This window comes from Acinetobacter sp. YH12097 (assembly GCF_013419225.1).
Classification (GTDB): Bacteria; Pseudomonadota; Gammaproteobacteria; order Pseudomonadales; family Moraxellaceae; genus Acinetobacter; species Acinetobacter amyesii.
In genome coordinates this window covers 1-15,010 of the sequence record NZ_VPAN01000053.1, presented here as the reverse complement: position 1 = coordinate 15,010, position 15,010 = coordinate 1, and the positions used below count along the sequence as shown (strand labels likewise).

At 39.8% G+C, this 15,010-nt stretch carries 13 protein-coding genes and 2 pseudogenes; 5 read left to right on the top strand and 10 right to left on the bottom strand.

Translation table 11 applies throughout. From position 1 onward, the window contains the following. Both FTU37_RS15185 and trmB read left to right on the top strand, forming a co-directional pair. A pseudogene (locus FTU37_RS15185) lies at positions 1-88 on the top strand (IS5/IS1182 family transposase); the annotation flags it as partial. A 206-nt stretch (positions 89-294) separates the two neighbouring features. Then, complete coding sequence (trmB, locus tag FTU37_RS15180; protein WP_078188891.1) at positions 295-1,011, top strand: tRNA (guanosine(46)-N7)-methyltransferase TrmB; 717 nt, start codon at positions 295-297, stop codon at positions 1,009-1,011. Positions 1,012-1,114: 103 nt separating this feature from the next. On the opposite strand, the gene FTU37_RS15175 is transcribed toward trmB, so the two are convergent. The 6 genes from FTU37_RS15175 to FTU37_RS15150 form a co-directional block, all read right to left on the bottom strand. Continuing rightward, positions 1,115-2,731 (bottom strand): GMC family oxidoreductase, encoded by a 1,617-nt coding sequence (locus FTU37_RS15175; RefSeq protein ID WP_168378920.1) that lies wholly within the window; start codon positions 2,729-2,731, stop codon positions 1,115-1,117. 215 nt (positions 2,732-2,946) lie between these two features. Beyond that, positions 2,947-3,630, bottom strand: coding sequence for a class I SAM-dependent methyltransferase (locus tag FTU37_RS15170; RefSeq protein ID WP_180124601.1), 684 nt, complete (start codon positions 3,628-3,630; stop codon positions 2,947-2,949). A 62-nt stretch (positions 3,631-3,692) separates the two neighbouring features. Next, entirely contained in the window at positions 3,693-4,469 is a 777-nt protein-coding gene (locus FTU37_RS15165; protein ID WP_168378918.1) for a Rossmann-like and DUF2520 domain-containing protein, read from the bottom strand. Positions 4,470-4,696: 227 nt separating this feature from the next. Continuing rightward, on the bottom strand, positions 4,697-4,909 hold the full coding sequence (locus FTU37_RS15160) for a hypothetical protein (protein WP_078193638.1): 213 nt from the start codon (positions 4,907-4,909) through the stop codon (positions 4,697-4,699). 332 nt (positions 4,910-5,241) lie between these two features. Then, a complete protein-coding gene (gene pepN, locus FTU37_RS15155) occupies positions 5,242-7,851 on the bottom strand; it encodes an aminopeptidase N (RefSeq protein ID WP_180124600.1) in 2,610 nt (869 codons plus the stop codon). A gap of 354 nt (positions 7,852-8,205) precedes the next feature. Then, positions 8,206-8,481 carry a hypothetical protein gene (locus tag FTU37_RS15150; protein ID WP_168378916.1) on the bottom strand — a complete coding sequence of 92 codons (276 nt, stop codon included), beginning with the start codon at positions 8,479-8,481 and terminating at the stop codon, positions 8,206-8,208. 494 nt (positions 8,482-8,975) lie between these two features. On the opposite strand from FTU37_RS15150, the gene FTU37_RS15145 reads away from it, so the two are divergent. The 3 genes from FTU37_RS15145 to thiM all read left to right on the top strand — a co-directional run bounded on the left by FTU37_RS15145 (position 8,976) and on the right by thiM (position 11,427). Next, entirely contained in the window at positions 8,976-9,239 is a 264-nt protein-coding gene (locus tag FTU37_RS15145) for a hypothetical protein (protein ID WP_078188903.1), read from the top strand. Positions 9,240-9,388: 149 nt separating this feature from the next. After that, positions 9,389-10,546, top strand: coding sequence for a hypothetical protein (locus FTU37_RS15140; RefSeq protein WP_180074014.1), 1,158 nt, complete (start codon positions 9,389-9,391; stop codon positions 10,544-10,546). Positions 10,547-10,557: 11 nt separating this feature from the next. Beyond that, the gene (gene thiM, locus FTU37_RS15135; protein ID WP_180007323.1) at positions 10,558-11,427 is read left to right on the top strand and encodes a hydroxyethylthiazole kinase; all 870 of its coding nucleotides are present in this window, start codon (positions 10,558-10,560) and stop codon (positions 11,425-11,427) included. Positions 11,428-11,526: 99 nt separating this feature from the next. Here thiM and FTU37_RS15130 read toward each other — a convergent pair whose 3' ends face one another. The 4 genes and pseudogenes from FTU37_RS15130 to FTU37_RS15115 all read right to left on the bottom strand — a co-directional run. Beyond that, entirely contained in the window at positions 11,527-12,078 is a 552-nt protein-coding gene (locus FTU37_RS15130) for a hypothetical protein (RefSeq protein ID WP_180007324.1), read from the bottom strand. A gap of 19 nt (positions 12,079-12,097) precedes the next feature. Next, entirely contained in the window at positions 12,098-12,826 is a 729-nt protein-coding gene (locus FTU37_RS15125; RefSeq protein ID WP_180124599.1) for a hypothetical protein, read from the bottom strand. 381 nt (positions 12,827-13,207) lie between these two features. Beyond that, positions 13,208-14,728 (bottom strand): transporter associated domain-containing protein, encoded by a 1,521-nt coding sequence (locus FTU37_RS15120; protein WP_168378911.1) that lies wholly within the window; start codon positions 14,726-14,728, stop codon positions 13,208-13,210. Between the two features lie 174 nt (positions 14,729-14,902). Next, a pseudogene (locus FTU37_RS15115) lies at positions 14,903-15,010 on the bottom strand (IS5/IS1182 family transposase); the annotation flags it as partial.

Here is a 15,010-nt window from a genome sequence, read left to right as displayed (position 1 = left end):
AGGAATTGCCACAAGATACGATAAGCTAAAACGTAACTATCAAAGCGCTGTTGCTTTAGCTTGTATATTTATATGGTTGCCTCTTTAGCTCAATTTATCGGCTGTAAATGTCAACACACCCTAATGTTAATTCATGACTTTTGAGCTAAGTAATTCACTGTACATGGCAAATGCTCAGCACGGCTTCCGTCGGTGAGATTGAGCAAAAAGCGGATATATTCACGGTAAAAAATTTGACTTGTGCAACTCAGGACTTAAAATACCGCATTCGAATTTTTTACATTTGCCAAAGTTATGTCGAACGATCAATTAGACCAGCACGCTGTAGATCTGGATAACCTAAACGAACACCGTGAAATCGTGACGTTTATGCGCCGCTCTGCGCCACTTAATACTTCGCAACGTACTGCGCTGGAACAATATGGTCATCTAATTTTGGAATATCCTGTTGGGGATTTGCGTCAGCATTTTGAACACCCTGAACGTCCATTAACTGTTGAGATCGGTTTTGGTATGGGTCGCTCTTTGGTACTGATGGCAAAAGCAAACCCAGAACGTAACTTTGTCGGCATTGAAGTACATGTTCCGGGTATCGCTCAATGTGTGTATGAAGCAGGTCTTGCAGGGTTAACTAACCTTCGAGTATTGGATGCTGATGCCATCCAAGTGCTACGTGAAATGCCAGACAACAGTATTAACACTGTGCAATTATACTTCCCAGATCCATGGCAGAAGAAACGTCATTTCAAACGTCGTTTTGTATCTCATGACCGTATGCCATTGGTTGAAGAAAAATTAGAAATCGGCGGCACATTCCACTCAGCGACTGACTGGGAACCGTATGCTGAATGGATGATCGAAGTTCTTGAAGAACGTCCACGTCTTGAAAACCTTGCAGGTAAAGGCAATAGCTACCCTCGTCCAGACTGGCGTCCGCAAACTAAGTTTGAACGTCGCGGAATTGAAGCAGGCCATAAAATTAATGACTTCATCTTCAAAAAAGTAAACTAACTTTGGAATAAAGCAAAAAACCACCGTTAGCGGTGGTTTTTTATTGCTGTTTTTGATCTAAGATTTATCTGTGTTGTATCAAATCATATAAAATGAATAACCACTAAGCTACTTGCGCTTGGAGCTGACTTTGTCGAATCATATCCACGGCTTTTTCAGCAATCATCACTGTCGGTGCATTGGTATTGCCATTTACCACAGAAGGCATGATAGATGCATCGACGACACGAAGGTTTTGAATGCCGTAGACTTTCAATTCAGGGTCAACCACAGACATCTCATCTACGCCCATCTTACAACTACCGACAGGGTGATAAACCGTATCCACACGCTGACGTAAGATTGCACGTATGTCATCATCGGTTTTGACCAGTGAGGTAAATAAATCTTGCTGATAATGACTCGATAAAGACGGCGACATCATTAACTGCTGCGTCAACTTAAAACCTTGTACCAAATCTTCTAAATCCTGCTCATCCCCTAAAAAGTTTGGATCAATCAATAATGGATCATTTACACTAGAACCACTCAATTTCATCGTACCGCGACTTCTTGGATTGAGCAGACACACATGACAAGATAAACCATGGCTTGCGTGAAATTTACGTGCATGGTCATCTACTAACGCCACGACAAAGTGTAATTGCAAATTTGGAATGGCTAAATCGGGTGAAGACTTTAGAAAACCACCGCATTCTGCAAAATTTGAAGCAATCATGCCTCGTCGTTCCTTACGATAGCGACTGATCTGCTTGAACATATCAATTGAACCAGGTAAGGACACGCCAAATGTGCCTTGGTATTCTTTGACTTTATAACCAAAAATGAAATCGGGATGATCGTGAAAGTTCTTTCCTACACCCGGTAAATGGTGTTTCACTTCAATTCCATGAGCTTGGAGTTCGGCCTGATCGCCTACTCCAGACAACATTAAAATCTGCGGTGATTGCATCGCACCGGCACTGAGCAAGACTTCACGTCTGGCTTTTAGGTGTTTCATTTGCCCTGCATGTTGGACTTCAACACCTGTGGCCACTTTATCTTCTATAATGATTTTATGTGTTGTGGCTTTGGTCAATACAGTTAAATTTGGCCGATCTAAATGTGGAAATAAATACGCACGTGCCACACTACAACGCTCTCCATTGATATGCGTTACCTGATAAACCCCTAAGCCTTCTTGTTCTGCGCCATTAAAATCATCGAGGACTTTATGGCCTTGTGCACGAGCCGCTTCGGTATAGCGTTGATGGAAAATATTGTCACTTTGTACATCTGTGACGGATAGAGGGCCGTCATTTCCGTGGAATTCATTGTGTATTCGGTTGTTATTTTCTGAGCGAATAAAATATGGCAAGACCTCATCATATGACCAGCCAGTATTGCCCTGTACCGCCCATTGATCATAATCATTTTTATGTCCACGAATATAAATCATGGCATTAATACTGGATGAACCGCCAAGGCATTTTCCACGCGGTTGATAGCCTTTACGACCATTCAAGCCAGCTTGCGGCACAGTTTCAAAAGCCCAATTATTGATTTTAGTCGGTAAGCTCACTACGCATGCAGCTGGAATATTGACCGTCCACTGATCACCTTGCCCACCTGCTTCTAGTAAGCACACAGATATATGTGGATCTTCACTGAGGCGTGCAGCCAGTACGCATCCCGCACTTCCGCCACCAATCACGATATAATCAAATTCCATTTTAGACATTATTTTCATCCAATTGATTATTTTTATAAATGCACAATAATGGATTTAACGCTGACTGAAAAGTTTCTTTCTTAAAATAATGAGCGCGATACCGAGCAAGAAAAAATGAGACTATTGATCAAAATTTTGATGCAAGTTTCACTCATGCAAGGTAGCAACAATATCTGTCAAAATGATCGATGGATTTAATACACTCAAACTTGGTCTTTATTCTTTTAATCCATAGACGTTTTAAAAGCACAGTAAGCTGCATAGCTAAAGATTTGACTGAAACAATTGATTTGATCAAAGCCTATTTCCCTCAGTAAGCTTTGATAGTGCTGCTGGCTAATCAGTTCAAAGTCATCTTCTAAACGTTGCATCATTTTTGTCGCTTGCGATGCAGATAAACCCTGCATTTTGCAAAACTCAGGCAGTATATGCTGCTCAAAACGCGAATGAGTTTGCATCAAGTCAAAACTTACAAAAATGCCCTGCGGTTTAAGCAATTCAAAAGCTTTTGCTAAAAAGTTAGTTTTCTCTGACAACAGAATGAAATGCGTCACCAAGATACTCAGCGCCGCATCAAAACAACTCGCCTGCTCAAAAGTAGTGTGACTGCCCAAAACAAATTTGACGCGATGCAACTGTCCAGCAGCTTCAACACTTTGCCGTGTTTGATTCAGCATATTTTCAGATAATTCTGTAACGGTAAATGACCATGTTGGATTCAAGGCCATGAGATAGCCCAATTCATAGCCCGTCCCACATCCAATAATCAGTACATGGGCATCTTCAGCGACATAGCAATTTAACACCGCCTGAATCTGTTGATGGACAAGTTCATAACCGGGAATTAATTTACGTATATGTGCATCATAACTTTCGACCACTTGTGGGCTATTAAAATCTTTTGCCATGTAACATCCTGTTTGACATGTATGTCTAAGCTAATAAATATTCATTATTCTATATGGATTGTTTATTTCTGATGATGCCCAAGAATCTGCTGACTCAACATTTCATAGACCGCTTTCAGATCGACTTGATCAGCTTGCTCAAGCATATTGGCATGCATCTGCATGATATTTTGATCCCCACGCATTGCAGGGCCTGTTTGCATGTTACGTGGTTCAGCCTGAGTAGCTTTATTGGCTGTCTCTAAAATCAAAGGATAAAGTAAGCTAAATTCGACTTGTTTTGCATCAACAATCTGCTTTGCCATGTCATAACAATAATTACTAAAATTACAGGCAAACACCGCAGCAAGATGCAGACTCAAGCGCTGTGCCGAATCATATTGATATACCCTTTGGCTAATGCTGTTTGCTAAATCTTTAAGTGTCCTCAAATCTGCAGAATCCGCGGCTTCAACAAAGATCGGTGTCGACATCCAGTCCACATCTCGATCTAAACTAAAGGTTTGTAAAGGATAAAACACCCCTGCTCGCGAATGCTGTTGGGTCAGTACCGTGATATTGGTGCTACCTGACGTATGCACAATCAAAACTTGTGGCAAATAAGCTTTCACTTGATGAATAACGGTTGCAATCGATTGGTCGCTCACCGCAATGATCAAAAGATCAGTCTCAGCATTCAACTTATTTGGGGTATGAATGGCTTCGGCACCTACACTTGCTGCAAGTTTTTCTGCCTTATCAAGATTTCGCGCATAAACTTGCACAATGTGATGTTGTGGATGAAGCACATTGAGCAAATGATGTGCAACACGACCTGCACCCACAATACTGATTCGCATATAGTTTTAACTCATTTTGGATGGCTACAGCATGTCAGGAAAATATCCGACGTGCAAATCGAGTCGTATCGATAGAATTATTAATTTTCAATTCTTCGCATCAGTTTCGCTCAGATAAGCACAAAAAAAGGGATGCACTTCATCCCTTTTGCTAGACGTCAATCTGCGTCTGATTCATGTCATGTCCATTTCAATCTAGACAATATCCACGATATGCACTTTAGCTTTTACGATTTACCAATGATTTGATTCAGAGTCTGTAGGTATTGTTCTGCATCGCGGCGCGCATTGAATTTCTTTTCAAATACACCTGTGTTTTGCACACTGTTGGGTGTGTATTCTACCGAAACAACAAAGGTATCAAGCAAATCTCTATTAATCCGAATTGCAATAATATGATGTGAGTTTAAATAAAAACCTTCATCAACCTTAACTAACATGACTCGCCTCAAAAATCTTGCATAATGAAATAGATAAAAATATCTAAACATTCATAAACTTGGATGCCTTATCGCATATAGTTAGAAATACGATAAACCCACATCATTGTAACGCCATTATGTAATTTGTATTGCAAATATTATGTAATTTAAATGAATAATTAGAGAAAATCATTCAGTTTCAGTCATCTAAACATGATTGATTTTCAATCCTAGCTAAAGATTGGATAAAAAGACTGGATATAAAAAAGCCTGCTGCCATAGCCATGGCAACAGGCTCATTTCAGTACGACTGATTTAACTCAAATCAATCGTACAAAGAGGTTGAACGATTAAACACTTAACATGCTGTTTAAGGTTTCTGACACATTCTTCGATTTCACGACAGGTTTAAGCGCTTCAAGTTCGGCTTTGACTTCACTACGTTGCGGCTCTGCCAACGTGTACCAACGGGACAAAATTTGCAGTAACCGTGAACCGACAATTGGATTTTTCTCATCGAGGAATTTAGCCAATTCAACAATGTGCTGTACACCAAAGCTCCATGTGTTGACAGGATTGCTATTTAAACCGCCTGTAACCGCACGAATACGGTTCGGTACTTTCAAGTCATAGTCAGGATGAGCAGTTAGTGCCTTGATAGTTTCCGCAGTTGCTTTCGGATGTGCAGCTTGCAGCATAAACCATTGGTCCATCGACAAAGCTTCATTTTTAAAGCGTGTATAGAAGGCTTCTAAAGCTTGCTGTGCTTGTGGTGCATCATTCCAAACCAATACTTTTAAAGCACCAAGACGTTCAGACATATTGCCTGTAGAGCTGAATTGTTCATAGGCCAATTCAAATACGGATGCATCGCCTTGACGTGCCATCATACTCAACATGATGTTTTTCAATGCACGAACACCCATGGCTTGTGAAAATTCTTTCTGCGCATCTGGGTCTAATGTTGCATAAGTCTCTTTAAAGAAAGCACCTAACTCACGTGCCACACGACTTAACAGTGCTTCACGCTGTTCTTGCACTTTAGCAGGACTGTAGTCGGTATCAATACGGCTACCTAAATAACCCTCTGTCGGTACATCGAATAAACGTGAAGCAAGTAATGGATCACGCTCAATCAATGCTGGTAATGTATTTTGAATGGCTTGAACATAGATGTCGGCATCATGGCCATTTAACAAAATACGTTCTAACAAGGTTTGGCTGGCTTGCCATTGGTTAAAACCATTCGGCTCGTACTGCATCAGGAAAGCAAGCTCTTCATCTGAATAGTTAAATTCAAGATTAACGGGTGCAGAGAAGTTACGCAGTAAAGACACAACAGGCTGGGTTTTTACACCGCTAAATGTAATGGTTGCAGTATCGGTATCAAATAAATACACGCCATCTTTAATGCCATTTTCAACCAATGCATCGGAGCTAAGAAGTAACTGTTCGCCACTTGCTGCATCAAACAATGCCAAAGCTACAGGAATAGGCACTGCTTTTAAATTTGGATATTTTGGATGCACTTTTAAGCTTTGTTTCAAGCTTAAAGTATAAGTTTGATTTTCAGCATCATACTCACCTTTTGCTTCAAGTTTTGGTGTACCCGGTTGGTTATACCAAATCAAGAAACTCGATAAATCTACACCTGAACCTGCTGTCAGTGCTGCTACCCAATCTTCAACAGTCACGGCTAGACCATCGTGGCGTTTGAAATATTCGTCAGTACCTGCACGGAATTTTTCTTTGCCCAGGAGTGTTGCCATCATGCGGTTAATTTCCGCACCTTTTTCGTACACTGTTGCTGTATAGAAGTTATTAATTTCAACAAAATGATCTGGACGCGGTGGATGTGAAAGCGGGCCTGAATCTTCTGGGAATTGGTGTGCTTTTAACACTGCAACGTCATCGATACGTTGTACCGCAGCAGATTGTAAATCTTCTGAGAATGACTGATCACGGAATACTGTCAAACCTTCTTTTAAACAAAGTTGGAACCAATCACGACAGGTAATACGGTTACCCGTCCAGTTATGGAAGTATTCATGTGCAATCACAGACTGAACGCGCATGATCGCAGCATCAGTCGTATATTCTTCATCAGCAAGCACACAAGAGGTGTTGAAAATATTCAAACCTTTGTTTTCCATTGCACCCATGTTAAATGCACTGGTTGCCACGATCATATAATTGTCTAAATCATAAGGACGACCATAATGTTCTTCGTCCCAACGCATCGAATGTTTTAAAGCTTCCATCGCAATATGACATTTTGTAATGTCTTTTTCTTCTGCATAGATTTCTAAAGCAACATTACGACCTTCAGACGTCACATAAGAATCTTTGAGTACAGCCAAGTCACCAATCACACAGGCAAATAGATACGATGGTTTTTTGGTTGGATCTTGCCAAACGGTATAATGACGACCTTCACCGGTTTCACCCGCTTCAATCAAATTACCATTGGCAAGTAATACAGGGAATTTTTTATCCGCTTCGACACGTGTGGTAAATACCGATAGCACATCAGGACGGTCAGGATAATAGGTAATTTTACGGAAGCCTTCAGGCTCGTTTTGGGTGACGAATAGATCGCCTGCCGCTTGGTATAAACCTTCGAGTTGAGTATTGCTTTCAGGATGAATCACGACTTCGGTTTCAATGACAGCTTGGTCAGGTGCATTTGAAATCACCAGTTGTTCTGCATCTACAACATAGGCATCTGCCGGCAAGACTTGACCATTTAAGCGAATTGATTTGAGTTCCAAATCACGACCCAATAACACCAAATCCCCTGCTGTTTGACGCTGCATCACTAATTTTGCATTTACATTGGTATGCTCATCAAAGACTTGAATATCTAGATCGATACTATCTACGACAAATGATGGTTTTTGATAATCTTTTAAATAAACAGTTTGGGCTGCTTCGACCACTGGATTTGCCGCAATGTTCATATCTCGTCCTATTCCTTAGTTATTGCTTCATCAGCTTTTTGAACACATTGTGAATGACTTGATCATACGACAAGATGCATAAGCTGTCTTCGCATTTACAATGATTTATATATGGGCTCAGCGCATGTTGTTTTCAATCATCTTTATTGAATAATTTAAAGGCTGGCACATATTTTCGCCATGTTTAAGCAAAATAAATGCCTGAGTTGAGTACAGCTATAACAATGTGCAAATTTTTTTATCTACCTAAAATAAATAAAGCGCCTATATACTAGAAAGAGAAAGTACAAATGCTTTATCCATCTGTACGTTCAAATTATTGCGCTCAAACTTTCCAGCTTAAGATTTAGAGGATTATTGATTTGCAAAAATTAAATCGAGTGCGCTGTCGTAGTCTGCAGCAAAGTAAAATTGAAATGCCGTGACTTTGGAGGTGAGGAATTGCTGAATTTCTTCCGTCACACCAGCCACATAAATTTTAGATACTTGATGTTGCTGCGCCAGGCCCAGTAACTCGATCGTCTTTTCTAAAGTTTGATCATGCCCAATAATCAGCGCGCCAACCGTACCCTGTGGCTGCTTATATAATTGCATGCGAGTGATATTGCTGTTTTTAAGTGCGTCTGACATGTGTATTCCATACAAAGAAAGGATAAAAAAGATCAAAACCTTTAGAAATCAAGCTGAATCATGCTGTGTATCAAGTTCAGTAGATTCCGCTTGGTTTCATTTCGAGAAGCCTAGATCATTAAAAATTATAAGCTCAATATATACAAATATACTTTTCAAATCTAATCGCTTAGGTGATTCCTTCCAAAAAGCACCTTAGTAAGCAATTCATATCAATCTTCTCATTTGGATTTGATTGCATACTTCTGTTTAAACCTTGCACCAAGATGTTTCTTTTTCAACAGTTTAAGCATTTTGAGAATGCATCTGGGATAGAAACACTCATCAATATTATTTTGTTACTTTTAAATTAATAATTTATTTTCAATACCTTAGTAAGTAAATATACAGTTTATCTGCTTTAAAATCTCTACTCAAAACAGTTGAGCATGCGTTTTGCATCTACTTAATTGCCAAAAGCAAAATATTCAGAATAAAACAAAAAGAGGTGCATTATGTTTATTAAAGAACACATCATCCGTATTGAAAATATGAAGACTTTACAAGCGCTTGATGCTGCAAATATCGATCATCAGGTGATCGCAATGTTTATGACCTGCGAAGGGATTCCACTCAAAGCCTTTGAGGTCAGTTCATTACTTAACTCATATAGTGCATTAGGCACTAAGAAAGTTACGTCTAAAAAAGTGCAAGCTTTAATACAAGCCAAACAACTTGGAGAGGAGGACGAATCGATCCCATGCCCAGCCGCTTATTAATAATCCATTCTGACTAAGAGCTGCATCATCACTATGCAGCTTTTTTTATTTGTCGACATATCGCCTGAGCTGCCGCAACTGAAATTGCAAACCCGTCTTTAAACAGAGATGTGTATAATCAATTTAACCTTTCAAGAAACGCTGGCAACATGTTCAATATTCTACGCAAACAAATGGATGAAAGTACGCAATGCCCGTTGTGTCGTGCATCTATGTATTGGGTAGATGCTGAAAAATTAGATGAGCAAGAATTTAATTTTTATCAGTGTAGCCACTGTCATCATCAAATATTTCCAGAACAGCAATACAACTGTCATTGTGAAAACTGTCAGGCCGCGCGAAAAAAACTACTGAAAGAAACCCGCTTACAAGAACAGCGTAAACTCAAAAATAAAGATATCGTTGAACGTGAATTAAGTGAACTGAGTTTTTTACAGAAACTCTTTTTGTTGGCTTTATTGGATAATCACGTCCAAGAACATACGGCACATCAAGAATTTATCGACTGGGACGCTATTAAATACCACAACATCAGCCCGAATTATCTCTTCCAACAATCACTCAAAAAGCATCTCGTGCATGAGCAAATTTTGATTGTGAAAGATGATGCGCTACAAGCTGAACAGTATTATATCAATGTCCGTCTGGATGGCTATTCGGAGCCCAGTCTTTTTAGCGTAGCGCAGCAACTCCGTCATTGGTTTTATGAAAATTTAGCCTTGGGTGTTCCCTTTAAAAGTGCTGACGAAGTGAAAGAGTGTTTGTATCTCCTACTGTTTCAAGAAATTGTGCAATTCATGCAGTTTTACTGTAAGACATGGGGCATTCAAATTGCAGGGAATAAAAGCTTTCAAGTGTTCTGTTATCGCCTACTCGACCATCTAGCGGTTGGGCAGATTTACTATATGATTCAGTCAGCACTCGAATACCTACATAAACAAAAAGCTCTGCAAGTGCGTAATGAAAATTTCATTAATACAAATCTGTTAAAAAAGACCTTACAGCAATATCGTGAACGTGGCTTACAGGAAAAATGGGAAACCTTTACTCTACCTCGTCCGCCACAACTCCCCTTTAGTAAAATGAGTGAAATTTTGCTCTTTCACTTTTTAGGACTCGATGAAAGTATCTTTGTGCAACCGATACGCCATGCTTGGAAAAAAATCGAACCTCGCTTAAATTTTTATTCCACAAAGCGCTGCATGTACTGTGGTTCACAAGAGCTCTCTGTCGATTATGATGCCGCAGATTATGTGACCCTGTTCTGCCGTAATTGTAAACATCAAGACCATTACTTCACCCGCTAAGGGAGAAACCGATGAATCAATCTGAAAATTTTGAAACGACCATGAACAGTGAATTGACTGACTTAAATAGCCCGCTTTTGCAAAGCGTCATTAATGCGTGGATTGAACTTCAATCCAAACAACCTTTGGTGCACATCATCACCAATGCAGTTGCGAGCAATTACGTCGCCAATGTCCTTTTGGCTGCGGGTGCTTCTCCTGCAATGATTGACAATCCCTTTGAAGCCGAAAGCTTTGCCTCAATTGCCAGTGCCTTGAATATCAATTTAGGCACGCCAACGTCTGAACAAATGCAGGCCATGCAAATTGCTGCACAAACAGCACAAAATTTAAATAAACCTTGGGTGCTTGACCCTGTCGGTTATGGCCCCGTTTTGCCGTGGCGATCTGAAATGGTTGACCAATTACTCCAATACAAGCCAAGCATAATCCGTGGCAATGCATCAGAAATCAGTGGTCTTGCAGGGAATCAAGGTGAATCACGCGGTGTCGATAGCACGCTAAATAGTGCCGAGATTTATTTAAATGCCGTACCCTTATTAGAACACTGTGAATGTGTGGCAATTTCAGGCGAATCAGATTTCATCTTGTCGAAAGAAATGAATGCGGTGATACAAATTAATGGTGGATCGTACTTACAACCCAAAGTAACGGCTTCTGGCTGCGCTTTAGGTGCGTTAACAGCAGCGTATTGCGCCGTGAGTGAAACACTAACTGCCGGTACAGTCGCAGCGCATTTGCACTTTGCGATTGCGGGTCAAAAAGCCTATGAACTTAGCTCAAGTGTCGGCAGTTTTAATGTTGCATTTTTAGATGAAATTTATAATCTCAATGAAGACGATTTCAATCAACTTGCCAACATGCAAATTTATGCACTATGAAGCTATGATAACTTGAGGAAAACAAAACAGCTTGAGTAAAGCACTCAAGCTGTTCAGGGTTTCATGCTGTTTTTGAATAATTAGAACGCGTCAAAAAGTTTAATGTGCCGTACTGTCACTTGCAGCATTGGCATCAAACATTTCTGAATCTTCGATCGTTTCTGTTGGATTACTCAAAATCATGTCGAGGTCATAGTCCCCCGCATAAACAATATTTTTGATTTTTGAACAGTCGCCATCACTCATTTCATAATTTAAGACTTTGGCTTCATCACCAATTTTAAACTCAGCACGAACGACGTTTTTATTTTCATCAAAACTCAGTTTAGGCTGAACACCTTTTTTCGAATCTTGCTGCGGATCTTGGCTATCCGTGAAAATATCAAAATCCACATTACACGCTTGTTGCGACTGCTTACAGTTAATTTCTGCTTGCATACGTTCCGCTAACGATGGCTCAAAATAGGCAGTAAGTTGATCTTTACTCAAAGCATGCAATTTCAACTCTTGATCATAAATTTGTTTGACCAGTTTTTCGGGGGCAACACATTTCTGCGATTGCTCCTGTACTTTTTGCTCTGCTGGCTGACAAGCCGTTAAAAAGATCGCCGCGCCGAAACCGAATAATCGATATATCGTCATTTGTCGCATAACACATCCATGTCCATCATTAAACTGCCCGCCCAACTGCCAGATTCATACTTGCTTCAAAAATGGTTGAAACATTTAATTTACAAATACACATTAACCCCATGCCATCAAAATAATCTGGCACGTGCTGCATAAAAAATTGAACATGTTCATCAGATTTTTTCCGTAGCCGAACCAACTGCTCAGGCGTCACCTTCGGTAAATCACAACGATGAACAAAAATATCCTCAGCCCGATGCTGCACATCATGCTGACGGATTTTATAACTATTTAAAACATCCATATACTCTGTGGGCATCGGGACACCATGCCTTGGATAAAACTTAACAGAGCGCGAGGCAAATAATGTATATACCTTTGGTTGTGCCAATGTAGCCACAAACCACATCGGAATCGCTGGAAAACGAATCTGATGCTGCATCGCCACTTTAATCGCCGAGTTTAAGGTCAGGTTTTTCCGACGATAATCAACCAATACCCCTGCCCTTGAATTAAAAATAAAAATCGGCCGATTGTTATGCATAATTTTTAATATACGCACAATGTTTTGCCCAATCAGTTTTTCCTGCTCAAAATACTGAATGATTGGTAAGGCAACAATATCTGGGTCATGCATGTATTGATAAAGTTGCTCAATCCTAGAAGTTGGAAAAATACATTGATCAAACTCCCAGAGCCGTTGAAACAACTCATGTTTTTCTTCAATCGTGAGTTTGCAAAAATCAATGATATTCTCAGTGATCGCCATACCAACACCCATTTTCTTAATGGATTAACTTTGATGTTTTTTCAAAGTCCCTAGTTATAAAGTTTTCCGAAGCGGTATTTAAATGAAATAAAATTATTCATAGATCATCTATGATGATTAAAACCTCAAGTTAAAAATGAATCGCTATTTAACCTCATGCTTTTTTAAAATCAACCCTATCAATATTTCTTACTTTTGAATCGTTTTAGCCCTCTAAAAGCCCAAAAGTTGCAGCGTTTTTTGACTGTTACATCATGTAAATATAATACGTTTTAACATAGTGAATTACAGCCTCCTTGGATAGGATTTCTTATACTTTCTAGTCATACAAAAAAGACAGCTTCGAAAAGCTGTCTTTGAGTTATTTTTAAAATTTAAGCATTAAGCTTGGTAATAGATATCAACCGTTTTAATGCGGTTTTCATCCATTGCCGTGACTTTAAATTGAATGCCTTTAAAATCAACCACAGTACCGACTTCTACATTGCCGTGGGTCTGATCTAAAATAAGACCTGAAACACTGATATAACCATCATCTTCTTCGATCAAATCCAGCATTTCCAATTCAAGTTCTAACTGATACAGATCGAGCATGCCTGAAGCTTTCCAATGTTCATCATCGATTTTAATCAAATCAAGTTGTTCATCTGCATCAGGGAATTCACCAGCAATCGCTTCAAACACATCGAGTGGTGAAATCAGACCTTGTACCGCCCCAAACTCATCCGTAACCAGCACCAAAGAGCCTTTTGAGGTACGCAAGGTATTAATCGCATCAATCACCTTCATCTTTTGGAAAATAAAGATTGGACGATGACGTTTAATCAATGCTTTTAGATCATCTTCACTGTCTAGAACATCAATAAGTTCTTTCGCGCGGACAATACTAATCACTTTATCCAAGCTACCACGACACACAGGGAATAAACTGTGCGGCACAGAAAGGACTTGCTCACGAATTTGCTCAGGTGTGTCATTTAAATCCACCCAAGAAATTTGATTACGGGGAGTCATGATCGATGCAACTGAACGCTCTGCAAGCGTCAATACACCACCAATCATGTAACGCTCTTCGTCTGCAAAGGTTTCTTGCGCTTGATTACCGACTTGATCGGCTTCTAAGCGCCCACCCATCAGCTTTAAAATACTGTCCGCAGTACGGTGGCGTAATGGAATTTTCGCTTCGTGTTTTTGAGCATTACGCTGACTAAACTGGTTAAAGGCTTCGATGATAATCGCAACTCCAATACCTGAGTAGATATAGCCTTTCGGAATGTGGAAACCAAAGCCTTCTGCAATCAAACTAATACCGATAAGTAATAAGAAGCTTAAACATAGAATCACGACGGTTGGATGTCGGTTCACAAAGGCCGTTAACGGTTTAGATGCAAGTAACATCACTGCCATTGCCACAATCATTGCAGCCATCATGACATAAATGTTGTCGACCATACCGATTGCTGTAATAACAGAATCAAGAGAGAAAACTGCATCTAAGACAACAATTTGCGCCACGACTGCCGTAAAGCTCGCATAAGCCACTTTTGTTGTCACTTGAACTTCTGGTTTACCTTCTAATTTCTCATGCAGCTCTGTGACCGCCTTATAGACTAAGAACAATCCACCGAACAATAATATGAGATCTCGACCAGAGAATGTCCAATCAAAAACGGTAATCAGGGGCTTTGTTAATGTGACCAACCAAGAGATTGCAAATAACAATCCTAATCGCATTAACAATGCGAGTGAAAGACCAAGTATACGGGCTTTGTCACGTTGTTCTGGAGGGAGTTTTTCTGCCAAAATGGCAATGAAGACTAGGTTATCAATCCCTAGTACAATTTCTAAAATAATTAATGTAAGTAAACCAACCCAGATTCCAGGATCTAACAAAAATTCCATTAGCTCTCTTCCTCATTCTGGATTGTAAGAATATCTTTAATCAGACCAACGCACGGCGACGGATCCATAAATTTAACCTGTGTAACTATAGACCATTCCATTATGCACAATCTTGCGCATTTGTAATGTATTCAAGCATATTTTTTCGCATCAACAATAGATTTCTTTCATAAGTCATTTTTCACTCAGCTCCAAGTTATAAATTCCAGCAATTAGATTGAATCTTAATGCTAGTCTTTTGCCTCGATTGCGATATCGCTCAGCAAGAATTTTGAAGGTTTT

What these genes read in the sequence shown, in the direction of transcription:
- trmB (WP_078188891.1), top strand. Translation starts at nt 295, where the DNA reads ATGTCGAACGATCAATTAGACCAGCACGCTGTAGATCTGGATAACCTA.
- FTU37_RS15175 (WP_168378920.1), bottom strand. Translation starts at nt 2,731, where the DNA reads ATGTCTAAAATGGAATTTGATTATATCGTGATTGGTGGCGGAAGTGCG.
- FTU37_RS15170 (WP_180124601.1), bottom strand. Translation starts at nt 3,630, where the DNA reads ATGGCAAAAGATTTTAATAGCCCACAAGTGGTCGAAAGTTATGATGCA.
- FTU37_RS15165 (WP_168378918.1), bottom strand. Translation starts at nt 4,469, where the DNA reads ATGCGAATCAGTATTGTGGGTGCAGGTCGTGTTGCACATCATTTGCTC.
- FTU37_RS15160 (WP_078193638.1), bottom strand. Translation starts at nt 4,909, where the DNA reads ATGTTAGTTAAGGTTGATGAAGGTTTTTATTTAAACTCACATCATATT.
- pepN (WP_180124600.1), bottom strand. Translation starts at nt 7,851, where the DNA reads ATGAACATTGCGGCAAATCCAGTGGTCGAAGCAGCCCAAACTGTTTAT.
- FTU37_RS15150 (WP_168378916.1), bottom strand. Translation starts at nt 8,481, where the DNA reads ATGTCAGACGCACTTAAAAACAGCAATATCACTCGCATGCAATTATAT.
- FTU37_RS15145 (WP_078188903.1), top strand. Translation starts at nt 8,976, where the DNA reads ATGTTTATTAAAGAACACATCATCCGTATTGAAAATATGAAGACTTTA.
- FTU37_RS15140 (WP_180074014.1), top strand. Translation starts at nt 9,389, where the DNA reads ATGTTCAATATTCTACGCAAACAAATGGATGAAAGTACGCAATGCCCG.
- thiM (WP_180007323.1), top strand. Translation starts at nt 10,558, where the DNA reads ATGAATCAATCTGAAAATTTTGAAACGACCATGAACAGTGAATTGACT.
- FTU37_RS15130 (WP_180007324.1), bottom strand. Translation starts at nt 12,078, where the DNA reads ATGCGACAAATGACGATATATCGATTATTCGGTTTCGGCGCGGCGATC.
- FTU37_RS15125 (WP_180124599.1), bottom strand. Translation starts at nt 12,826, where the DNA reads ATGGCGATCACTGAGAATATCATTGATTTTTGCAAACTCACGATTGAA.
- FTU37_RS15120 (WP_168378911.1), bottom strand. Translation starts at nt 14,728, where the DNA reads ATGGAATTTTTGTTAGATCCTGGAATCTGGGTTGGTTTACTTACATTA.